Source organism: Clostridium sp. AF28-12, from assembly GCF_003435225.1.
In the GTDB taxonomy this organism is placed as follows: Bacteria; Bacillota; Clostridia; order Lachnospirales; family Lachnospiraceae; genus Pilosibacter; species Pilosibacter fragilis.
Map to the genome: position 1 here is coordinate 211993 of NZ_QWGJ01000002.1, position 21920 is coordinate 233912.

General features: G+C 51.5%; 20 protein-coding genes. All 20 read left to right on the forward strand.

What is annotated here, in order from left to right; all coding sequences use genetic code 11:
* Positions 1 to 28 precede the first annotated feature (28 nt).
* Positions 29 to 874, forward strand: coding sequence for a glutamate 5-kinase (proB, locus tag DWY93_RS03145; RefSeq protein ID WP_015554316.1), 846 nt, complete (start codon positions 29 to 31; stop codon positions 872 to 874).
* Positions 875 to 916: 42 nt separating this feature from the next.
* Positions 917 to 1144, forward strand: coding sequence for a DUF896 domain-containing protein (locus tag DWY93_RS03150; protein ID WP_015554317.1), 228 nt, complete (start codon positions 917 to 919; stop codon positions 1142 to 1144).
* Positions 1122 to 1757, forward strand: coding sequence for a 5-formyltetrahydrofolate cyclo-ligase (locus tag DWY93_RS03155; RefSeq protein WP_117471770.1), 636 nt, complete (start codon positions 1122 to 1124; stop codon positions 1755 to 1757). The genes DWY93_RS03150 and DWY93_RS03155 overlap by 23 nt, the downstream gene beginning before the upstream one ends.
* 85 nt (positions 1758 to 1842) lie before the next feature.
* Positions 1843 to 3084, forward strand: a complete 1242-nt coding sequence (locus tag DWY93_RS03160) for a glutamate-5-semialdehyde dehydrogenase (RefSeq protein ID WP_021904356.1) — start codon at positions 1843 to 1845, stop codon at positions 3082 to 3084.
* 334 nt (positions 3085 to 3418) lie between these two features.
* Positions 3419 to 4849 (forward strand): tRNA (N6-isopentenyl adenosine(37)-C2)-methylthiotransferase MiaB, encoded by a 1431-nt coding sequence (miaB, locus tag DWY93_RS03165; protein ID WP_117471771.1) that lies wholly within the window; start codon positions 3419 to 3421, stop codon positions 4847 to 4849.
* Positions 4850 to 4940: 91 nt separating this feature from the next.
* The gene (mutS, locus tag DWY93_RS03170) at positions 4941 to 7574 is read left to right on the forward strand and encodes a DNA mismatch repair protein MutS (protein ID WP_181968338.1); all 2634 of its coding nucleotides are present in this window, start codon (positions 4941 to 4943) and stop codon (positions 7572 to 7574) included.
* Between the two features lie 97 nt (positions 7575 to 7671).
* The gene (gene mutL / locus DWY93_RS03175; protein ID WP_117471773.1) at positions 7672 to 9696 is read left to right on the forward strand and encodes a DNA mismatch repair endonuclease MutL; all 2025 of its coding nucleotides are present in this window, start codon (positions 7672 to 7674) and stop codon (positions 9694 to 9696) included.
* On the forward strand, positions 9696 to 10673 hold the full coding sequence (gene miaA, locus DWY93_RS03180; protein WP_117471774.1) for a tRNA (adenosine(37)-N6)-dimethylallyltransferase MiaA: 978 nt from the start codon (positions 9696 to 9698) through the stop codon (positions 10671 to 10673). The genes mutL and miaA overlap by 1 nt, the downstream gene beginning before the upstream one ends.
* Positions 10661 to 11941: a methionine gamma-lyase family protein gene (locus DWY93_RS03185; RefSeq protein ID WP_015554322.1), complete on the forward strand. Its 1281-nt coding sequence runs from the start codon at positions 10661 to 10663 to the stop codon at positions 11939 to 11941. The genes miaA and DWY93_RS03185 overlap by 13 nt, the downstream gene beginning before the upstream one ends.
* A gap of 131 nt (positions 11942 to 12072) precedes the next feature.
* On the forward strand, positions 12073 to 12324 hold the full coding sequence (locus tag DWY93_RS03190; protein ID WP_015554323.1) for a DUF4321 domain-containing protein: 252 nt from the start codon (positions 12073 to 12075) through the stop codon (positions 12322 to 12324).
* A 59-nt stretch (positions 12325 to 12383) separates the two neighbouring features.
* Positions 12384 to 13091: a DNA repair protein RadC gene (radC, locus tag DWY93_RS03195; RefSeq protein ID WP_117471775.1), complete on the forward strand. Its 708-nt coding sequence runs from the start codon at positions 12384 to 12386 to the stop codon at positions 13089 to 13091.
* The gene (gene mreC, locus DWY93_RS03200) at positions 13088 to 13933 is read left to right on the forward strand and encodes a rod shape-determining protein MreC (RefSeq protein ID WP_021904362.1); all 846 of its coding nucleotides are present in this window, start codon (positions 13088 to 13090) and stop codon (positions 13931 to 13933) included. Before radC ends, mreC begins: the two co-directional genes overlap by 4 nt.
* Positions 13926 to 14456, forward strand: coding sequence for a rod shape-determining protein MreD (gene mreD / locus DWY93_RS03205; protein WP_347465623.1), 531 nt, complete (start codon positions 13926 to 13928; stop codon positions 14454 to 14456). The genes mreC and mreD overlap by 8 nt, the downstream gene beginning before the upstream one ends.
* Positions 14449 to 17328, forward strand: coding sequence for a penicillin-binding transpeptidase domain-containing protein (locus DWY93_RS03210; protein WP_117471776.1), 2880 nt, complete (start codon positions 14449 to 14451; stop codon positions 17326 to 17328). The genes mreD and DWY93_RS03210 overlap by 8 nt, the downstream gene beginning before the upstream one ends.
* 114 nt (positions 17329 to 17442) lie before the next feature.
* Complete coding sequence (locus DWY93_RS03215) at positions 17443 to 18108, forward strand: septum site-determining protein MinC (RefSeq protein ID WP_117469548.1); 666 nt, start codon at positions 17443 to 17445, stop codon at positions 18106 to 18108.
* A 213-nt stretch (positions 18109 to 18321) separates the two neighbouring features.
* Positions 18322 to 19113, forward strand: a complete 792-nt coding sequence (gene minD, locus DWY93_RS03220; protein WP_015554328.1) for a septum site-determining protein MinD — start codon at positions 18322 to 18324, stop codon at positions 19111 to 19113.
* Positions 19114 to 19398 (forward strand): cell division topological specificity factor MinE, encoded by a 285-nt coding sequence (gene minE, locus DWY93_RS03225; RefSeq protein ID WP_015554329.1) that lies wholly within the window; start codon positions 19114 to 19116, stop codon positions 19396 to 19398.
* A gap of 3 nt (positions 19399 to 19401) precedes the next feature.
* Positions 19402 to 20532 carry an FtsW/RodA/SpoVE family cell cycle protein gene (locus DWY93_RS03230; protein ID WP_015554330.1) on the forward strand — a complete coding sequence of 377 codons (1131 nt, stop codon included), beginning with the start codon at positions 19402 to 19404 and terminating at the stop codon, positions 20530 to 20532.
* Between the two features lie 11 nt (positions 20533 to 20543).
* Entirely contained in the window at positions 20544 to 20939 is a 396-nt protein-coding gene (locus DWY93_RS03235; RefSeq protein WP_021904367.1) for a methylglyoxal synthase, read from the forward strand.
* Entirely contained in the window at positions 20939 to 21907 is a 969-nt protein-coding gene (locus DWY93_RS03240) for a serine hydrolase (protein ID WP_117471777.1), read from the forward strand. The genes DWY93_RS03235 and DWY93_RS03240 overlap by 1 nt, the downstream gene beginning before the upstream one ends.
* Positions 21908 to 21920: the final 13 nt, after the last annotated feature.

Sequence of the window (21920 nt, forward strand, 5' to 3'; positions counted from 1 at the left end):
AGGATTCCGCTGAAAGGAGACTTTTCATATGACAGAGAGAGAATTATTAAAAGATAAAAAGAGAATCGTGATCAAGATCGGATCTTCTTCACTGACACACGCGGAGACAGGCGATCTGAATCTTGCAAAGATCGAGAAGCTTGTCCGCATCATCAGTGACATGAGAGGCATGGGAAAAGAAGTGATCCTTGTTTCCTCCGGTGCCATCGCCACAGGACGCCAGACTCTCGGCGGAAAGAAACCGGAGACGGTTGCCGAGAAACAGGCATACGCAGCTGTGGGCCAGGCACGTCTCATGATGGTGTACCAGAAGCTTTTCTCCGAGTACAACCAGACTGCGGCACAGATCCTGATCACAAAGGCGACGATCCTGGATGATACCTCCCGCACGAACGCGAAGAACACGTTCAATGAACTTTTAAAGCTCGGAACGGTGCCGATCGTAAATGAGAACGATACCGTATCTACATATGAAATTAAATTCGGTGATAACGACAGACTGTCTGCCATCGTTGCAGCCCTCGTGGAAGGCGACCTGCTATTCCTTCTCTCCGATATCGACGGCCTCTACACCGACGATCCGAAGAAAAACCCGGACGCGAAGTTCATCAGCCAGGTGGATGATCTTACCGATGAATTTATGGCTATGGGTAAGGGAACCACAGGAAGTGACGTGGGAACCGGTGGAATGGCGACGAAGCTCCATGCGGCAAAGATCGCGACGGAGAGCGGAGCCGACATGGTGATCGCCAACGCGGACGATCTGGAAGTTATGTGGCGGATCTTAAAGGGCGAGGAGATCGGAACGCTCTTTAAAGCGAATAAGAGCAGTGAATTTGCGCTGTTGGATTATATCCAGAGCATTCACGCGTAATATGGGCTCTGAAAAGAAACTGAGAGGACAAGAGAAACAAATATGAAACAGGAACAGATCGACAGAATCAATGAGCTTTACCATAAATCCCAGGCCGTAGGACTTACGGACGCGGAAAAAGAGGAACAGGCAGCTTTGAGAAAACAGTATGTTGCCGATATCAAGGCGAGCCTCAGAGGCCATTTAAACAATATCTCCATCGTTGAGAAGGATGGCTCCGTGACAGATCTTGGAAAGAAATACGGAAATGTTGGAAAAACAGAAAGCTGATCTTAGAAAAGAAATACGAGGCCAGTTAAGGTTACTGCCGGAGGAAGAAAAAGAGATTCTGGATTGCCAGATCGCGGAGCGGGTCCTGACTCTTCCCGCGGTCACTGATGCCGGGGCAGTTTACGGATATGCGTCTTTAAACTGGGAGACTGGGACTGCGGAGATCTTAAAAGAGCTTTGGAAGAAAAAATGCATTGTCTGCCTTCCAAGAGTCATGGGTGAGACAATGGAGTTTTTCGTGACTGACTCAGAGGATGATCTCACTGAGGGCGCGTTTCACATTATGGAGCCTAAGAACGGATGCCGGAGCGCAGAGGAGTACCATTCGGAAATAGCTTCGGAAAAGATGGACCAGGAATTTCATCAGAAATCCAGGTATATTTTTCCGACAGCACCGATCCTGGTGCCGGGCATGGGATTTACGGAAAACGGCGTCCGCCTTGGAAAAGGCGGCGGATATTATGACCGGTATCTGGAGACGCATCCCGGTCATAAGACCATTGCCCTGGCATACGAGTTCCAGATCCTTCATGAGCTCCCGGCGGAGCCGTATGACAAGAGCGTGGATATGATCGTGACAGAAAAACGGGTGATCCGGTGCAGCATTAAGTAACAACATACAGACTGATATTTTTTGGACCGAAAATACCGTATGATACATTGCATGATCAGGCTCATAAATCAGGGAGGAAACAGTCATGTTAATAGAAATCGGACAGAAAGCAAAAGAAACTTCCTATATCCTCGGAAAAATGGGGACAGACTTAAAGAACGCGGGACTTCTGGCTGCGGCCCAGGAGATCTTGGATGAAGAGGATGAGATCTTAAAAGCCAACGCGGCGGATGTCGCAAAAGCGAAAGAAAGAGGAATGGCTCCGGGACTTGTGGACCGCCTGGAGCTGAACCACAAGCGGATCGAGGGAATCGTGGAGGGCATGCGCCAGGTCGTAGGTCTCGAGGATCCGGTGGGAGAGGTGATCTCCATGAAGAGGCGCCCGAACGGACTCTTGATCGGCCAGAAACGGGTGCCCTTCGGTGTTATCGGAATCATCTACGAGGCGAGACCGAACGTTACGGCAGATGCTTTTGCGCTCTGCTTTAAGACGGGAAATGCTGTGATCCTTCGCGGCGGCAGCGACGCGTTGGAATCCAACAAAGCCATCGTCACAGCGATCAGGAATGGTTTAAAGAAGGAAGGAATCCCGGAGGATGCCATCTCCCTGATTGAGGACACAAGCCATGAGACCGCGAGAGAGTTCATGCGGATGAACGGATATCTCGACGTCCTGATCCCGAGAGGCGGGGCAGGTCTGATCCGTACCGTTGTGGAGAACAGCACGGTTCCGGTGATCGAGACGGGTACCGGAAACTGTCATATCTATGTGGACGAGAGCGCAGATTTCGATATGGCGTTAGATATCATCTTTAATGCGAAGACCCAGAGGATCGGTGTCTGCAACGCCTGCGAATCCACCTTGGTACATAGAAAGATCGCAAAGGAATTCCTGCCGCTGATGAAAAAGCGTCTCGATGAGAAAAACGTGGAGATACGCGCTGACGAGGGTGCCCGCTCCATCGTGCCGGAATTTACGGCGGCCACAGAGGAAGACTGGGGAAAAGAGTACCTGGATTATATTCTTTCCTGCAAGATCGTGGACTCCGTGGATGAGGCTATCGCCCATATCAACCGGTACAATACGGGACATTCCGAGGCCATCGTGACAAAGGACTACGAGAACGCCCAGAAATTCTTAAATGAGGTGGATGCGGCGGCAGTTTATGTCAATGCCTCCACGAGATTTACTGACGGATTTGAGTTCGGCTTCGGCGCTGAGATCGGTATCAGCACCCAGAAGCTCCATGCGAGAGGACCGATGGGACTTCTGGCGCTGACATCCACGAAGTATATTATTTACGGGGATGGACAGATCCGCAAATAGAAATACAGGCTGTAAAGCATTCCGGCGGATTTCCGCTGACGTTGGTCATGGGCGGAGAAGTAAAAAACAACGTAACTGTTCAGTAGGTCTGCGCACTTGCTGCGCTGACCGTAAGAAAACATAGGCTGGAAGGCAAAAATCCCATCAGCGAAGCTGATCTGGAATGGATTTTTGCACGTAACTATGAAGGTACTGAATAGCTACAAAACAACAAGGTTGCATTTTCGGGGAATCTTGGGTATAATCATTCGGGACAGTTCAGCCAGGGACGTTTATGCCAAAAAGAGAACGGCTGAACATAAAGGTTTATAAAAATAGTTGGAGAAATATCAGAATGACAGATAAAAATATTATCGCAGGTGCCCCGACAGAGGAACCTGCGAGACAGCAGTACTTTATGGAACAGGTGAAGAAGCTCGTGGAGGCGGAGAGCGCGAAAAAAGGCCGTCCGCTCACCTGTTTTATCAACACCTTCGGGTGCCAGATGAATGCCAGAGACTCCGAAAAACTCCTTGGAATCTTAAAGGAAGCCGGTTATGAGGAGGGAACCGATGAGAATTCAGATTTCGTCCTCTACAATACATGCACCGTTCGTGAGAACGCGAACTTAAAGGTTTATGGCCGCCTTGGATATTTAAGCGGTGTAAAGAGAAAGAACCCGGATATGATGATCGCCCTCTGCGGCTGCATGATGCAGGAGCCGGAGGTAGTCGCAAAGATCAAGAAGAGCTACCGCCATGTGGACCTGATCTTCGGAACCCACAATATCTTCAAGCTTGCGGAGCTGCTCTACGAGCGCTTCATGGAGAAGAAGATGGTGGTCGATGTATGGGAAGGAACAAACGAGATCGTGGAGGAACTCCCGATCGAGAGAAAGTATCCGTTCAAATCCGGTGTCAACATCATGTTCGGCTGCAATAACTTCTGCAGCTACTGCATCGTGCCGTATGTGCGCGGACGCGAGAGAAGCAGGGAGCCGGAAGATATTATTAAGGAGATCGAGGGACTGGTGGCTGACGGTGTCGTGGAAGTCATGCTTCTGGGACAGAACGTCAACTCCTACGGAAAGAATCTGGAAAATCCGATCACATTTGCGGAACTCCTGAGAAGAGTGGAAAAGATCGAAGGTCTTGAGCGGATCCGTTTCATGACCTCCCACCCGAAGGATCTCTCCGATGAGCTCATCGGGACCATGAAGAACTCCAAAAAGATCTGCAGCCATTTACATCTGCCGCTTCAGTCCGGCAGCAGCGAGATCTTGAAGAGAATGAACCGCAAATACTCGAAGGAACAGTACCTCGCCCTGGTGGAGAAGCTCCGTGCGGCGATGCCGGATATTTCCCTGACCACCGATATCATCGTGGGATTCCCGGGAGAGACAGAGGAGGACTTCGAGGAGACCATGGATGTGGTGAGAAAAGTGCGTTACGACAGTGCTTTCACCTTCATCTACTCCAAACGTACCGGAACACCGGCGGCTACTATGCCAAACCAGGTTCCGGAGGACGTGGTAAAGAACCGTTTCGACCGCCTGCTTAAGGAGGTCCAGGACATCGCGGCTGAGGTCGTAAAGCGCCACGAGGGAACAGTACAAAAAGTCCTTGTGGAGGAGATCGATACTCACGAGGCAGGCTTTGTGACAGGAAGACTTTCCAACAACACAGTCGTACATTTCGCTGGAGACGCATCTCTGATCGGAAAGATCGTTAATGTCTCCTTGGACGAGACAAAGGGATTCTACTATATGGGATCTCTTGTAAAATAAGATGAAACACATGTGACGCCCGGAGCCGAGTGCTTCGGGCGCTGTGGGCATGTTAAGGAATAGGAGAAAAGACGTGGGACAGATTTCACCAATGATGACACATTATCTCGAAACAAAAAAACAGTATCCGGACTGTATCCTTTTTTACCGGTTGGGTGATTTCTACGAGATGTTTTTTGAGGATGCCAAGACGGTTTCAAGAGAACTGGAACTGACACTGACGGGAAAGGACTGCGGCCTGGAAGAGCGGGCACCGATGTGCGGTGTGCCATTCCACGCGGTGGAAGGTTATCTCACGAGACTTGTCCAGAAAGGCTATAAGGTCGCTATCGCGGAGCAGATGGAGGACCCGAAGCTCGCAAAGGGCCTCGTAAAGCGCGAAGTCATCCGCGTTGTGACACCGGGAACCATCACGAGCTCCCAGGCCCTGGATGAGACAAAGAACAACTACCTGATGGCGGTTGTGTATACTGGAAACAATTACGGAATTGCGACGGTCGACATTACGACCGGCGATTTTTTTGTTACAGAAGTGACGAGCGAGCGGGCACTGCTTGATGAGATCAATAAGTTCACACCGTCGGAGCTCGTGTGCAACGAGGCACTCTTTATGTCCGGGCTGGACATGGATGAGTTAAAAGAACGGTATCATTTTGCCGTGACCGCCCTGGAAAACAGGTTTTTCTCGGACGATGACTGCAGAAAGATCTTAAAAGAGCACTTCCATGTGATGAGTCTGGAAGGACTGGGCCTGGGCGACTACGAGAACGGAATGATCGCCTCCGGTGCTGTTCTTCAGTACCTCTATGAGACGCAGAAGAATGACCTGTCCCATCTGACGAAGATCACACCGTATACGACAGGTCAGTTCATGATGATCGACACCTCCACGAGACGAAATCTGGAGTTAGTTGATACCTTAAGGGAAAAACAGAAGCGCGGATCCCTGCTCTGGGTTCTCGATAAGACAAAGACGGCCATGGGAGCGAGACTTCTCCGTTCTTTTATTGAACAGCCGCTGATCGATAAAGAGGAGATCGAGCGCCGTCAGCAGGCCATCGAGGAACTGAACATGAACTATATTTCCAGGGAGGAGATCCGGGAATACTTAAATTCCGTCTACGACCTGGAACGCCTCATGGGCCGCATTAGTTACAAGACAGCGAACCCGAGAGACCTTCTCTCCTTTAAGAATTCCCTGGAGATGCTGCCGTATATCAAAGATATTCTCGGAGAATTCTCCTGCGAGCTCTTAAAAAAGATGAATGAGGACCTGGACCCGCTCCGGGACCTCTATGAGCTGATCGACCGCTCCATTGTCGACGAGCCGCCGATCACGGTCCGCGAGGGAAACATCATCAAGGACGGATACAGCGAGGAAGCCGACAAGTACCGGAAGGCGAAGACTGAGGGGAAGGCATGGCTGGCGGATCTTGAGACGGAGGAGAAGGAAAAGACAGGGATTAAAAATCTGAAGATCAAGTACAACAAGGTGTTCGGCTACTATTTTGAGGTGACGAACTCCTTCAAGGACTTAGTTCCGGAGTACTTTATCCGTAAACAGACGCTGACAAACGCAGAGCGGTACACCACAGACCGCCTGAAAGAGCTGGAAGACATCATCATGGGCGCGGAGGACCGCCTCTACACCTTAGAGTATGACCTGTTCTGCGACGTGCGTGATCAGATCGCGGCGGAAGTCCTGCGGATCCAGAGTACCGCGAAGGCTATTGCGGGCATTGACGTGTTCACATCCCTGTCCACGGTGTCCATGAGAAATAACTATGTGAAGCCGAAGATCAACGAAAAAGGCGTTATCAACATCAAGAACGGACGCCATCCGGTGGTTGAGAAGATGATCAAGGACAGTCTGTTTGTCGCAAATGATACATATCTGGACAATGGAAAGAACAGGATCTCCGTCATCACGGGACCGAACATGGCCGGTAAGTCCACCTATATGAGACAGACAGCCCTCATCGTCCTCATGGCACAGATCGGAAGCTTTGTCCCGGCAGACGAGGCTAACATTGGAATCTGCGACAGGATCTTTACGAGAGTCGGCGCCTCCGATGACCTGGCTTCCGGCCAGAGTACGTTTATGGTTGAGATGACAGAGGTGGCGAATATCCTGAGAAACGCCACAAAGAACAGTCTTCTTGTCCTCGATGAGATCGGCCGAGGTACGAGTACCTTCGATGGCCTGTCCATTGCCTGGGCGGTCATCGAGCACATCAGCAACCCGAAGATCCTCGGCGCGAAGACATTGTTTGCGACTCATTACCATGAGCTCACGGAACTTGAGGGAACCATAAGCGGAGTTAACAACTACTGTATCGCCGTTAAGGAACAGGGGGACGATATCGTGTTCCTCAGAAAGATTGTAAAGGGCGGAGCAGACAAGAGTTACGGAATCCAGGTAGCGAAGCTTGCGGGAGTACCGGAGCCGGTCATCGCCCGTGCGAAGGAACTCGTGGAGGAGCTTGCCAGCGCCGACATCACGGCCCAGGCAAAGGAGATCGCCCAGATGAGTGCGTCCCCGCAGCACAAGGCGGTGGCGAAGCCGGACGAGGTGGATCTCAACCAGATGTCCATCTTTGACACGGTGAAGGACGACGATATCATAAAAGAACTCGGGGATCTGGAGCTTTCCAGCATGACCCCGATCGATGCGTTGAATACGCTGTACAGACTGCAGACGAAGCTTAAGAACCGCTGGCAGTAATGATACGAAAAAACCTTGTGGGTGCGGGTTTTCGCATGAAACGGCGTGAAAGACAAATACCGGCGAGGGTAAAATATGAAAGAGAGGGAGAGAGACTATGCCGATTCAGGTGCTGGATCAGAGTACGATCAACCAGATCGCTGCGGGAGAGGTTGTGGAGCGGCCTGCTTCCGTGGTGAAAGAGTTAATGGAAAACGCCATTGATGCCGGTTCCACGGCGATCACCGTGGAGATCCGTCAGGGCGGCATCGGGTTTATCCGGATCACGGACAATGGATGCGGGATCAAAAAGGAAGAGCTTCCGTTAGCGTTTCTTCGCCACTCCACCAGTAAGATCCGGACAGCGGAAGATCTGCTCACGGTCTCTTCCCTTGGATTCCGCGGCGAGGCACTTTCCAGTATCGCGGCCGTCTCTCAGGTGGAACTGATCACAAAGACCTCTGGCAGCCTCACGGGATCCAGATACAGGATCGAAGGCGGCGAGGAGAAAGGCCTTGAGGAGATCGGCGCGCCGGACGGAACCACATTTATCTCCAGGAACCTCTTTTTCAACACACCTGCCAGACGGAAATTTTTGAAGACGGAGACCACGGAAGGGGCACACGTGACAGATCTCGTGGAAAAGATCGCCCTGTCCCACCCAGAGATCTCCATCCGGCTTATCGTGAATAACCAGAGCCGTCTCCACACCTCGGGGAATCACAACCTGAAAGACATTATCTACACCGTCTACGGGCGGGAGATCGCGGCAAACCTTCTCCCGGTGGAGGTGTCAAACGGAATCGTGAAGATCTCCGGATTTATCGGAAAGCCGGTGATCGCCCGGGGAAACAGAAATTTTGAGAATTATTTCATCAACGGGCGGTACATTAAGAGCGGACTCGTGTCCAAGGCCATCGAGGACGGGTACAAGAGCTATATGATGCAGCACAAATATCCCTTCACGCTGCTGCACCTCACCGTGGAGCCGGAGTTTATCGATGTGAACGTACATCCGTCAAAGATGGAGCTTCGCTTCAAGGACGGCGAGAACATGTACCGGGTGATCTGCCAGGCGGTGGTGGACGCCCTTTCCGGGAAAGAATTGATTCCGAACGTGAGCCTCATGTCGGAGCGGGAAGAGCGCGAGCTTGAGAAAAAAGAGACTGCCGCGGCGGGAAATCCGATCCCGGGAAGCGGGATGAGTGAGCCCGTAAAGAACGCCCGCGGTCCGGAACCTTTTGAGCACCGGCGCATGGAAGCCATGGGCATCCGCGAGGAACGACCGGCCTACGGGGAGAAGAAGCAGAAGAGCGAATGGATCCTGCCGCCGAAACCGCTGACAAGGGAACTGCCGCCGGAACGCGCACAGGCACAGCAGCCAAACGAGACAGGAGCGGCAGCGATGCCTGCGGCTTTGGAAGAGAAAGCTCCGGAGACGACAGGTGCGGCTTTGGCTGCGAAGAAAGCGGTCCCGGCTGAGAAAGAAGCACCTCTGGCAGAGAAGGAAGCGCTTCCTAAGCAGATGGAAATGTTCGACAACCGCCTTCTCTCGGAAACCGCGAGAAAGCGCCACCGTCTGATCGGCCAGGTCTTCGAAACTTACTGGCTTGTGGAGTACGACGGCAGTCTCTACATTATTGACCAGCATGCCGCCCACGAGAAGGTCCTCTTCGAGAAGAACTTCGCGTCCCTAAAGACGAGGGAATACACCTCCCAGCTCGTGAGCCCGCCGATCATCCTGACACTTTCCTTACAGGAGGCGGATCTCTTAAAACGCCACATGAAGGTGTTTACGGACATCGGCTTCGAGATCGAGCCTTTCGGCGGAAACGAGTACGCGGTGCGGGCGGTGCCGGACAATCTGTTCTCCCTGGCGAAAAAGGACCTTCTGATGGAACTCATCGACGGACTCTCCGATGAGAGTATGGGAAAGAATGTGGAGTCCATCTACGACCGGATCGCCACCATGTCCTGCAAGGCGGCGGTAAAGGGAAACAACGAGCTGTCCTTCGCCGAAGCGGATAAGCTCATCGATGAACTGTTAAAACTGGAGAATCCATATAACTGCCCGCACGGAAGACCGACGATCGTCGCGATCAGCAAATATGAGATGGAAAAGAAATTCAAGAGGATCATATAATGAAAAAGCCTTTGATCATAATCACCGGGCCGACGGCATCCGGAAAGACCGCCCTGTCGGTGGAACTCGCGAAAAAGGTCGGCGGCGAGATCATCAGCGCCGATTCCATGCAGGTGTACCGCCACATGGATATCGGTTCCGCAAAGGTGACGAAGGAGGAGATGGACGGTGTCAGACATCACCTGATCGATGTTCTGGATCCGTGGGATGAATTTAACGTGGTCGTTTTCCAGAGACTCGCAAAGCAGGCCATGGAGGAGATCTACGCCGCCGGACATATCCCGATCATCGCTGGAGGCACCGGCTTTTATATCCAGGCACTGGTGAACGATATCGATTTTACGGAAAATGACAGTGATACGGGATACAGGGAAGAATTGGAGTGTCTGGCGGCAGAAAAAGGCGCGTCCTGCCTTCACGATATGTTAAAGGAAGTGGACCCGGAGTCCGCAGAGGCGATCCACGAGAACAACGTGAAGCGTGTAATCCGCGCCCTGGAGTTTTACAAGAAAACCGGGACAAAGATATCCGAACATAACGAGGCGGAGCGGCAGAAAGAATCGCCATACAACTTCGCTTACTATGTACTGAACATGGATCGCGAACGCCTGTATCAGAGGATCGACCTGCGGGTGGATCTCATGATGAAGAACGGCCTGTTAGCGGAAGTGGAAAAGTTGAAGGAGATGGGCTGCACGAGAGATATGGTGTCCATGCAGGGGCTTGGATACAAAGAGATCCTGGATGCCCTGGATGGAACGATCTCCTTAGATGAGGCGGTCTACATCATTAAGCGCGACACCAGACACTTCGCGAAGCGCCAGCTCACCTGGTTTAAGAGAGAAAAAGAAGTTACCTGGGTGGATCAGGGAAACTTTGATTTTGATAGAGAAAAGATCCTCGTGTGGATGCTTGAGGATCTGCGCGAAAGAAACATTATGGCAGTTAGAAAAAAGGAGAAATCATGGAACTTATAAAGATGTACGGAGAGCTTGGAATCTCTGAGAAGGTTTTAAATTATGGAAGAGAGATCGAGAAAAGCCTGCACGACCGTTTCGAGGCCATCGATAAGACAGCAGAATACAATCAGTTAAAGGTCATTAAAGCCATGCAGGAGGCGAGAGTCAGCGATATCCATTTCGCCGGAACTACGGGATACGGCTACAATGACCTTGGACGTGACACGTTGGAGGAAGTCTATGCGAAGGCATTCCACGGCGAGGACGCCCTTGTCCGCCCACAGCTGATCTCCGGAACCCATGCGCTTACCATTGCTCTTTCCGGAAATCTCCGCCCGGGTGATGAGATCCTTTCCCCGGTAGGAAAACCGTACGATACTTTAGAGGAAGTCATCGGAATCCGTGATTCTGTCGGTTCCTTAAAGGAGTTCGGCATTACCTACAGCCAGGTGGATCTTCTTCCGAACGGTGATTTCGACTTTGAGAACATCAAAAAAGCTATCAATGAGCGAACAAAACTCATCGAGATCCAGCGCTCCAAGGGATATGCCACAAGACCAACCTTATCCGTAAAGCGTATCGGCGAGCTGATCTCCTTTATCAAGTCTATCAAGCCGGATGTGATCTGCATGGTAGATAACTGCTACGGCGAGTTCGTGGAGGAGATGGAGCCGACAGATGTGGGAGCGGACATGATCGTCGGTTCCTTAATTAAGAACCCGGGCGGCGGACTTGCCCCGATCGGCGGCTATATCGTCGGACGCAGGGACTGCGTGGAGCGGGCGGCATACCGCCTGACAGCTCCGGGTCTCGGAAAAGAGGTTGGTGCCAGCCTCGGTGTCAGCCAGTCTCTCTACCAGGGACTTTTCCTGTCTCCGACCGTTGTTGCGGGTGCATTAAAGGGCGCGATTTTCGCAGCAAACGTGTACGAGAAGCTGGGCTTCGGCGTCGTTCCGAACGGCACTGAGAGTCGTCACGATATCATCCAGGCCATCACCTTCGGAACACCGGAAGGCGTCATCAAGTTCTGCGAGGGCATCCAGGCGGCAGCGCCGGTGGACAGCTTCGTGACTCCGGAGCCGTGGGCGATGCCGGGATACGATTCTGATGTCATCATGGCAGCAGGAGCGTTCGTTCAGGGGTCCTCAATCGAACTTTCCGCAGACGGTCCGATCAAGCCGCCGTACGCGGTATACTTCCAGGGCGGACTCACATGGTATCATGCGAAGCTCGGTATCTTAATGTCCCTTCAGAAGTTAGTGGATGCAGGGATCGTGACACTGTAAGAGTGTGAACTTTTTCTTAACTCATTGTTTTTGGGCGTGAAATATGCTAAAATTTCCTGCATAGGCGAAACAAACAGCCGCCGGGACTGATGATCATGCGCAGTTCCAGCGATCGAGAGGAATGAAACAGTATGAAGAGTAAAAGTTCCTGGGCGCTGCTTCTCCTTCTGCTTTCCGGAATCGTTTTGGGAGGCTTTATCGGGGAGATGACAGCGAAGGTGCCGGGACTTTCCTGGTTGAATTTTGGAGAATCCTTTGGTCTTAACGATCCACTGATCCTTAACCTCGGGATCCTCGTGATCACGTTCGGACTCAGCATCCGGATCACGATGGCGAGCATCATCGGCGTGATCATTGCAATTTTAATTTACCATTTTCTGTAGGAAAAGGGGACATCTGCCGTATCGTGTACTTGGAGAGACAGGAAAGGCGGAATGTCAGTATGGAAAAGAAAAATGGAAAGACAATGAAGGGGCTTCCGATCTCAGAACGCCCCTATGAGAAGGTGCTGGAGAAAGGTCCGGTATCCCTCTCGGACGCGGAGCTTCTCTCCGTGATCCTGCGCTCCGGGACGAAAAATATCCCGGTGCGGGACATGGCGGAGGAAATCTTAAATGCCGGAAATCCGCCGGGACTCGCAGGACTTCTCCATGGAACAGTGGAAGACTATAAGGAGATCCGCGGTGTCGGTGAGGTGAAGGCGATCCAGCTTGCCTGTATCGGAGAACTCTCCGCCAGAATCTGGAAGGCGGCGGCATCGGAGAAGACCATCGTCTTTGACGCACCGTCGAAAGTGGCGGCTTTTTATATGGAGGAAATGCGCCATTTAGAGCAGGAGAACTTAAAGCTTCTGCTCCTGAACACGAAAAATATTCTGTTGAGGGACATTACAGTCTCCAGGGGAACGGTGAACGCATCCTGCGCGACACCGCGGGAGATCTATATCGAGGCGCTGCGCTTCAGGGCCTGCGGGATCATCCTGCTCCACAACCATCCCAGCGGGGACCCGGCACCCAGCCGGGAAGACTGCCTCTTCACAGAACGGGTCCGGGAAGCAGGGAAACTCATGGGAATCCCGCTTTTAGACCATATCATTATCGGAGATAATTCCTATGTGAGCCTTAGAGAACGGGGAATTTTTGAAACATGAAAAACAATACGAAATATTTTCTATTTGGACTGTCGCTTCTCTGCGTCTGCATGATCGGAATCACGACCATCAAGGGAAGCATCTTAAACCCGCTGAGAACCGCGGTGGGCTATGTGCTGGTGCCGATCCAGTCCGGCGTGAACCGGGTTGGCGGCGGCCTCTACAATGAACTGAGCAGTGTCGGAAAGCTTAAGACGGCACTGGCGGAGAATGAGACCTTAAAGACGAGAGTGGATGAACTGACGGAGGAGAACACGAGACTCCGCTCCGAACAGTTTGAGTTAGAGCGTTTAAGAAGCCTCTACGAACTGGATCAGGAGTACATGCAGTACCATAAGATCGGTGCCCGGATCATCGCAAAGGACTCCAGCTCCTGGTTTTCCGTATTTCGCATCGACAAAGGGTCTGATGACGGAATCAAGGAGGACATGAATGTCATCGCAGGCGGCGGTCTTGTTGGCATCGTCACAGACGTGGGCGCGAACTACGCCACGGTCCGCTCCATCATTGATGATTCCAGCCGTGTGAGTGCCATGGCACAGCAGTCCGGGGACTCCTGCATCGTGGCAGGTGATCTGCAGCTCTTTAAAGAGGGCCGCTTAAAGCTTTCTTACATGGAAAAGGACGATGATATCAAGGACGGCGACATGATCGTCACCTCTAATATCAGCGGAAAGTTCCTGCCGGGGATCCTCGTGGGGTATGCGACGGACATCACGGTGGATTACAACGACAACCTGACGAAATCGGGATACCTGATCCCTGCCGCGAGATTCGACAGACTTCAGGAGGTCCTGGTGATCACAGACTTAAAGGATGCGGGGCCGGAGATCAATGAATAGCAATATGAAGCGGATCATCGCGAGTTTTCTGCTGGTGATCCTGGCATTTATCGTGCAGACATGTATTTTCCCGCTGCTGCCGTTCCTGGCGGTATACCCAAACCTCATGGTGATCCTGGTGTTCTCCTTTGGATTTATCAGGGGAAGCGCATGGGGGATGGGCTACGGTCTGATCGTAGGACTTTTGATGGATCTGTCATCCGGAGGTCCTTTGGGGTTCCATACGCTTGTCTTTATCTGGATGGGCTATGTAAACGGAATCTGTACAAAATACTATTATGAGGACTATATTACGCTGCCGCTGGTGCTTTCGGCGCTGAACGAAGTATTTTATAATTTCTATCTTTATGTATTCGGCTTCCTGGTGCGGGGAAGATTACATTTCGGTTATTATTTTATCAATATTATCCTGCCGGAGACGATCTTCACCGTTGTGACAACACTGATCCTGTACCGGCTGTTCCTGTATATCAGCCGCAAACTGGAAGAGATGGAAAAAAGGAGAGACACAACGATTGTTTAACGATTTTTCTGAGATCCTGAAAGAGTTTTTGAAAAAGCTGCTGTCGTCAAGACTTGTGATCCTGTCGGTGGTATTTGTGGGCCTTTATGCGATCCTGGGCATGCGCCTGTTCAAGCTGCAGATCATTGAGGGAGAGCAGTTCCAGGAAAACTATATGGCAAAGACGGAGAAAAAGATCAGTCTTACCGGTACCCGTGGAAATATTTATGACAGAAACGGGAATGTTCTTGCATATAATAAACTGTCGTACAATGTGACGCTTCAGGATAACGGAGATTACAAGAGATCCAATGACAGAAACCGGATGCTTTTAGAGCTTGTCCGGATTTTGAACCGCCATGGCGAGAGCGTGGAAGGTGATTTTTCCATTGGATATGATTCCTCCGGCGAGATGATCTTCACGACAACCAGTGAGACGGCAAGAAGACGTTTCCTGAGCGATTACTACGGATTAAAAAAGACGGACGAGCTGGATGACGCGGAAGGAAAATATCCTTCCGATGTGACGGCGAGGGAAGTCTTTGACGACAGGGTGGAGTACTACGGTCTTGACCAGCTGAAGGATGACAACGGAGCTCCTATCGAGTTCACCGACGAGGAAGCTCTCGGGATCATCAACATCCGCTACACGATGGGACTCACTGCATACCGGAAATATGAGTCCACGACGATCGCCTCCGATGTCAGCAAGGAGACCATGACGGATATCCTGGAAAACTCCGGAAACTTAAAGGGTGCAGAAATCGAGGAATCCACGATCCGTGTATACAATGATAGTGTATATTTTGCGCCGATCATCGGCTATATCGGAAAAGTCTGGGATGATGAGCTCGAAAAACTGCGGGAGACGAACCCGGATTACGAGCTGACAGACCTTGTGGGTAAGACCGGAATTGAAGCGTCCATGGAGACGGAACTTCAGGGCAAGAAAGGTTCCCAGACCATGTATGTGGACAGTATGGGACGGATCCTGGAGGTTGTTAAGAGGACGGAGCCGGAGGCCGGACATGACATCTACCTGACGTTGGACCGTGATCTTCAGATCGGTGTGTACCATATTCTGGAACAGCAGCTCGCCGGTATCATCACGGACAAGCTTGTAAACCGTGACCTGGATGACAACGATTACAAGAAAGCGGCGAATATCCCGATTCCGGTGAAGGATGTTTACTATCAGCTGATCAACAACAATGTTCTGGATCTTTCTGCGTTCTCCGCGCCGGAGGCATCCCAGACAGAGAAAAATATTTACGCGAAATACAGTCAGTCGAGAGAGCAGATCCTGGCTCAGATCAGGAGCGAGCTCACGGACGGATCCGCAAGAAAGATGGTGGACCTGCCGGAAGATATGTTTGCCTATATGCAGTATATCTACACGCTGCTTTCCGAACGTCAGATCATCAAGACGGATAAGATCGACCAGGAGTCCGACACCTACAAGGCATGGAAAGACGATTCCATCAGCCTCAGGGATTACCTGTACGATGGAATCGCTGAGAGCTGGATCGACACGACAAAGTTAAAGATCGAGTCCAGATATTCCGACGCGGACAGCATTTACCGGACCATCGTGGATTATGTGCTGGATGACCTGCAGAACGATGCGGCCTTCACAAAGAAGATCTTCCGGTATCTCGTAAACAACGGCACCGTATCCGGAAAGGAACTCTGCCTCGCCCTCTATGACCAGAATATCCTGGCATACGACGAGAATGAAGTCCGGATGCTGGAGGCGGGAGGAGACGAGTACGCGTTCCAGTTTATCAGAAAGAAGATCTCCGATATCGAGATCACACCGGCCCAGCTGGCTCTGGATCCGTGTTCTGCCAGCGCGGTCATCACGGACGTCCACACCGGTGAGGTGCGGGCGCTGGTGACATACCCGAGCTACGACAATAACAAGTTCTCCGGAACTGTGGATGCGGAGTATTACAATAAGTTAAATAATGACCAGTCCCTGCCACTCTTCAACAATGCCACTCAGGCACAGAAAGCGCCGGGTTCCACCTTCAAACCGATCATCGCGGTAGCGGCTTTGGAGGAGGGAGTCATCGGATTAAACGACACGGTGAACTGTACCGGCATCTATAAGGAGATCTCACCGGCGTTGAGATGTTGGATCTATCCGGGACAGCATGGACCTCTCGATGTGGTCCACGGTATCCAGAACTCCTGCAACGTGTTCTTCTCCGAGATGGGACACCGTCTCTCCATGGACGAGAACGGCAACTATTCACCGGAGCTCGGTATCGAGAAGATCCGGAAATACGCATCGCTGTTCGGTCTGGATGAGACATCTGGAATCGAGATCGCTGAGAGAGAGCCGCAGATGACAACGGAGAAGCCGGAGGCGTCCTCCATCGGACAGGGTAAGAACTCTTACTCTAACGTCCAGCTTTCCAGATATATCACGGCTGTGGCCAACAAGGGAACAGTCTTCAAACTGAGTCTTCTCGATAAGATGACAGATTCTCAGGGAAATCTCTTAGAAGATTTCACTCCGGAGGTCCGCTCTGTCATCGATGTGAAGGATTCCACATGGAACGCGGTCCACACCGGTATGCGCCGGGTTATCTCCGACGGTTCCGCGAGAAAGATCTTCAGCGATCTTGAGGTGGATATCGCCGGCAAGACAGGTACCGCCGAGGAGATCAAAAACGGACACCGCATCAACCATGCGTTCTTCGTTTCCTTTGCACCGTACCAGAATCCCGAAATCGCGGTGACGGTAAATATTCCCTATGGGTATTCGTCATCCAACGCGGCGACGGCCGCGAAAAATATATATCGTTTCTACTACGGATATACAGACCTGAATTACATTCTGAATAACAGTGCGTTGAACTCTTCGAACGTAGAGATCGGAGACTAATCCACGCACTGCACAAACAAAAAGCTGCAGCCCGGCGAATCTGCCGGGCTGTAAGGCGTTGACGGACCGGCGGTCTGGTTTACCTGCCGAAGTTACATAAAGGGGGATTTCAAGATGAAAGATGCTGTCGTAATCAAGGGAAATAAAGCGGGAATGACGGTCTATCTGGAGAAAGACCTGGATTTTGATGAGGTTCTTCAGGCAATCGCAAAGAAATTCAAGGCGACGGCGAAATTCTGGGGAGCTGCCCAGATGACACTGACACTGGAAGGACGGGATCTGACACCGGAGGAGGAGTACCGCGTCGTTCAGACTATCACGGATAATTCTGATATCGAGGTGCTGTGTCTTCTCGACACGGACGGAAACAGGACAAAGAAGTGTGAGAAAGCGCTGAACGAGAGGTTGATGGAGCTGTCGTCCCTCACGGGACAGTTTTACAAGGGAAATCTCCGGGACGGGGATGAACTGGAATCGGAAGCCAGTATCGTCGTGATCGGTGACGTGGAAAAGGGAGCGAAGGTCAGCGCGAAAGGAAATATCGTCGTCTTAGGGGCGCTCCGCGGAGCGGCTTACGCAGGTGTCTGCGGGAATGAGGACGCGGTGATCGTCGCCTTCGAGATGGCACCGATGTCTGTGCGGATCGCCGGGCTTTCCCTGAAAAAAGCCGGGAACGGACGTCACCTGGGACGGGGGCCGATGATGATCCTGTCTGAAAACGGGAAAGTTGTAGAGGAGCCGATCAAGAAGAGCTTTCTGAGCGCACTGAATTTTATTTAAGCCAAATGCCTAACCGTCCTTGCGTGCAGGTACGCAGTCCGTTTAGTTGCTTGACAACCTTTAACTGTAAATTTTTTATAAACTCTATTTTTTACTGGAATTTTTTGCTTTTTTCATGTAAAATATATTTTGTGGATTTATGTCCAGGCAGCGCCATTCTCAGATAATAGAACCGCTGCGGTACATTACAACTGAATACAGGAGGATATTCTTATGAGTGAAGTCATTGTTGTTACATCCGGAAAAGGGGGTGTTGGCAAGACGACGACCTCAGCGAATGTCGGTACAGGACTTGCCATGCTTGGGGAAAAAGTAATTCTGATCGATACAGATATCGGTCTGAGAAACCTCGACGTGGTGATGGGACTGGAGAACCGCATCGTCTACAACCTTGTGGACGTCGTGGAGGGAAACTGCCGTCTGAAGCAGGCACTGATAAAAGACAAAAGATATCCAAACCTGTTTTTACTTCCGTCCGCCCAGACCAGGGACAAGTCTTCCGTGACTCCCGGCCAGATGCGAAAGCTGGTGGATGACCTGAGAGAAGAGTTTGATTATGTACTGTTAGACTGTCCTGCCGGAATCGAGCAGGGATTTAAGAATGCCATCGCCGGAGCGGACCGTGCCTTTGTGGTGACGACTCCCGAGGTGTCAGCAATTCGTGACGCTGACCGGATCATCGGTCTTCTGGAAGCAGAGGAGATCTCAAAGATGGATCTCATCGTAAACCGGATCCGGATGGATATGGTCCGGCGCGGGGATATGATGTCAATGGAGGACGTGACGGATATTCTCGGAATCCCAATCCTCGGCGCGATCCCGGACGATGAGGAGATCGTGATCTCCACGAACCAGGGGGAACCTCTGGTGGGAATGAATTCCTTTGCCGGACAGGCTTATCTTAATATCTGTAAGCGGATACTTGGTCAGGAGGTGCCGCTTATGGGGCTTGAGAAAAATAAAGGATTCTTCCATATGTTTAGCGGTCTCTTAAAACGGGCATAAATGAAGAAGAGGCTATTCCATATCCTGACAGGAAGAAATTCCGGAAACATAGCAAAAAAACGGCTTGAATTTCTGCTGATCGCAGACCGGGCCGGATGTACGCCGGAGATCCTCGAGATGTTAAAAAACGACATGATAAAAGTCATATCAAGATATATGATGATCGATCCGGAGCAGCTGGAGGTCAAGGTGATCCATATGGACCACAAAAGGGTGGGAGAGAAGCTCCCTGTCCTGTACGCCAGCATCCCGGTTCGTGAACTGCTAGTTAAGGGGACATTTTAATACATGTTTTCAGAATACAATTTTAAAAACTTCAATTTCCGCCTGCTGTTCTATGCCCTGGCATTAAACGCCATCGGGCTTCTCGTGATCAACAGCGCGGTAAACGGAGACAGAAGCTATATCAACCGCCAGTTGATCGGCCTTTTCGGCGGACTGGTGATCATGCTCTTCCTGGCTCTGACAGATTACCACAAACTGATGCGCTGCACCGGCGTGATCTACCTTGGATGTGTGGTGATCCTTCTCGCGATCATCGTTGCGGGACAGTTCGGAGGAGCCGGAACCGGTGCGAGACGCTGGATCACGCTTCCTGTTATCGGACGTTTCCAGCCGTCGGAATTTGTTAAGATCGGTCTGATCATTTTCTTCTCCTGGTTTCTGCAGCGAAATCAGGAGAAGATCAATAATCTCCGCACGTTGATCATCGTCGGAGCGTTTGCTGCTGTTCCGCTGCTTCTAATTATGAAGCAGCCGGATCTGTCCACGAGTATCGTTATCATGTTTATCATCGTATGCCTGATCTTTGTCGCGGGACTCAGCTACAAATGGATCGTCGGCGCTGCCGCCGTCGTGATCCCGGGGCTGGCCCTCACGGTATTTCTCGCCGAGCGGGGCGCTGTGCCGTTTCTGACAGGATACCAGGTAAACCGAATCCTTGCCTTCGTCAATCCTGGAAAATACGCGGACCTGAATGTCCAGCAGGATAACTCAAAGATGGCCATCGGATCGGGAATGCTGTATGGAAAGGGCCTGCTCAATGAAACGGCCATTTCCGTAAAGAACGGAAATTTCTTATCGGAGGAACACACCGATTTTATTTTCGCCGTGATCGGCGAGGAGATGGGCTTTGTGGGCTGCATGCTTGTGCTGGTCCTGTATCTTCTCTTTGTATTTGAATGCCTGCGAATGGCAGGGAGAACGAGAGACCTGACTGGAAAGCTTCTCTGTACGGGAATAGCTGCTCTCGTTGGATTCCAGGCATTTACAAACATTGCGGTTGCCACCGGAATTTTCCCGAACACCGGGCTTCCGCTTCCGTTTATCAGTTATGGTGTAAGTTCTCTGGTAAGTCTTTATATCGGCATCGGCGTTCTCTTAAACGTCGGACTGCAGCAAAATAAACTAGAATTCTAGGAGGTATTGTTATGAATGTTGGACTGATCGCTCATGATTCCAAAAAGAAACTGATGCAGAACTTCTGTATTGCGTACAAGGGAATCTTAAGTAAACATAACCTCTATGCGACCGGAACCACCGGCAAACTCATCGAGGAAGTCACAAACTTAAATATCCATAAATTTCTGCCGGGGCATCTTGGCGGAGAGCAGCAGATGGGAGCACAGATCGAGAACAACGATATGGATCTCGTGATTTTCTTAAGAGATCCGCTGTCCCCGAAGTCCCATGAGCCGGATGTCAACAAGGCTGTGAGACTCTGCGATATCCACAATGTCCCGTTAGCGACAAACCTCGCTACGGCGGAACTTCTGATCAAGGCCTTGGACCGCGGCGATCTGGAATGGCGCGAGATGTATAAGTAATGGGAAAGAAGATAAGATGGATCCCGGGAATCGTGGGACTCTGCCTGGTTCTTGGCGCGTCTGGCTGCGCGAAGTCCGCAGGTGCAGGAAGCTCCTACGCCCTGGATCAGAGGATCGGGACGTTTGCCGCCTCCGGAAGCGGAAGGACGGCGGATGGATTTGCGGCAGATCTGGCGGTAGTGACAGATGAAACGAGCATGGATGAGACGCTCACAGCGGAGTCTGCCGGAGTGTTTCCGTTAGACGGCGGAAATGCTGTTTTCGCACAGGATGTCTTTGAACGGAGAAACCCTGCCAGCACGACAAAGGTCATGACGGCACTTATTGCTTTAAAATATGGGAATCTTGATGATGTGGTGACGGTTCCCCAGGAGTCGGTGATCACGGAGATCGGTTCCTCCATGGCGGGAGTCGTTCCCGGAGACAAGCTGACACTGGAGCAGCTTCTTTACGGCCTTCTGATCCCATCTGGAAACGACGCGGCGAATGCTATCGCGGTCCACATGGGCGGATCCATCGAGGGCTTTGTGAAGATGATGAATGAAGAGGCTGTACAGATCGGTGCAACAGGGACGCATTTTGCGAATGCCAACGGTCTGACGAATGCGGATCACTATATGACCGCCTATGATCTCTATTTGATGTTCCATGAGGCGTTAAAGTATGAGAAGTTCCGGGATATTATCGGGACGAAGACATACACGGGGACCTATAAAGGGGCGGACGGATCGGACAAGACCGCATCCTGGAGTGTCAGCAACTACTATATGCTCGGAAAGAAAGAGATGCCGGAGGGCCTCTCCGTATTCGGCGGAAAGACCGGAACCACCCAGGCGGCGGGCTACTGCCTGATCATGGGGGAGAGGGACGCGGACGGAAAAGAGTACGCATCCGTTGTAATGCACGCGGACAGCCGCGATGCCCTCTATTCGGATATGTCGACGATCATTGAGAAGATCGACCGATAGCGGAAAACAGGAA

Bases quoted from the DNA above. Each gene is read 5' to 3' on its own strand.
- proB (WP_015554316.1), top strand. From the start codon at position 29: ATGACAGAGAGAGAATTATTAAAAGATAAAAAGAGAATCGTGATCAAG.
- DWY93_RS03150 (WP_015554317.1), top strand. From the start codon at position 917: ATGAAACAGGAACAGATCGACAGAATCAATGAGCTTTACCATAAATCC.
- DWY93_RS03155 (WP_117471770.1), top strand. From the start codon at position 1,122: ATGTTGGAAAAACAGAAAGCTGATCTTAGAAAAGAAATACGAGGCCAG.
- DWY93_RS03160 (WP_021904356.1), top strand. From the start codon at position 1,843: ATGTTAATAGAAATCGGACAGAAAGCAAAAGAAACTTCCTATATCCTC.
- miaB (WP_117471771.1), top strand. From the start codon at position 3,419: ATGACAGATAAAAATATTATCGCAGGTGCCCCGACAGAGGAACCTGCG.
- mutS (WP_181968338.1), top strand. From the start codon at position 4,941: ATGATGACACATTATCTCGAAACAAAAAAACAGTATCCGGACTGTATC.
- mutL (WP_117471773.1), top strand. From the start codon at position 7,672: ATGCCGATTCAGGTGCTGGATCAGAGTACGATCAACCAGATCGCTGCG.
- miaA (WP_117471774.1), top strand. From the start codon at position 9,696: ATGAAAAAGCCTTTGATCATAATCACCGGGCCGACGGCATCCGGAAAG.
- DWY93_RS03185 (WP_015554322.1), top strand. From the start codon at position 10,661: ATGGAACTTATAAAGATGTACGGAGAGCTTGGAATCTCTGAGAAGGTT.
- DWY93_RS03190 (WP_015554323.1), top strand. From the start codon at position 12,073: ATGAAGAGTAAAAGTTCCTGGGCGCTGCTTCTCCTTCTGCTTTCCGGA.
- radC (WP_117471775.1), top strand. From the start codon at position 12,384: ATGGAAAAGAAAAATGGAAAGACAATGAAGGGGCTTCCGATCTCAGAA.
- mreC (WP_021904362.1), top strand. From the start codon at position 13,088: ATGAAAAACAATACGAAATATTTTCTATTTGGACTGTCGCTTCTCTGC.
- mreD (WP_347465623.1), top strand. From the start codon at position 13,926: ATGAATAGCAATATGAAGCGGATCATCGCGAGTTTTCTGCTGGTGATC.
- DWY93_RS03215 (WP_117469548.1), top strand. From the start codon at position 17,443: ATGAAAGATGCTGTCGTAATCAAGGGAAATAAAGCGGGAATGACGGTC.
- minD (WP_015554328.1), top strand. From the start codon at position 18,322: ATGAGTGAAGTCATTGTTGTTACATCCGGAAAAGGGGGTGTTGGCAAG.
- minE (WP_015554329.1), top strand. From the start codon at position 19,114: ATGAAGAAGAGGCTATTCCATATCCTGACAGGAAGAAATTCCGGAAAC.
- DWY93_RS03230 (WP_015554330.1), top strand. From the start codon at position 19,402: ATGTTTTCAGAATACAATTTTAAAAACTTCAATTTCCGCCTGCTGTTC.
- DWY93_RS03235 (WP_021904367.1), top strand. From the start codon at position 20,544: ATGAATGTTGGACTGATCGCTCATGATTCCAAAAAGAAACTGATGCAG.
- DWY93_RS03240 (WP_117471777.1), top strand. From the start codon at position 20,939: ATGGGAAAGAAGATAAGATGGATCCCGGGAATCGTGGGACTCTGCCTG.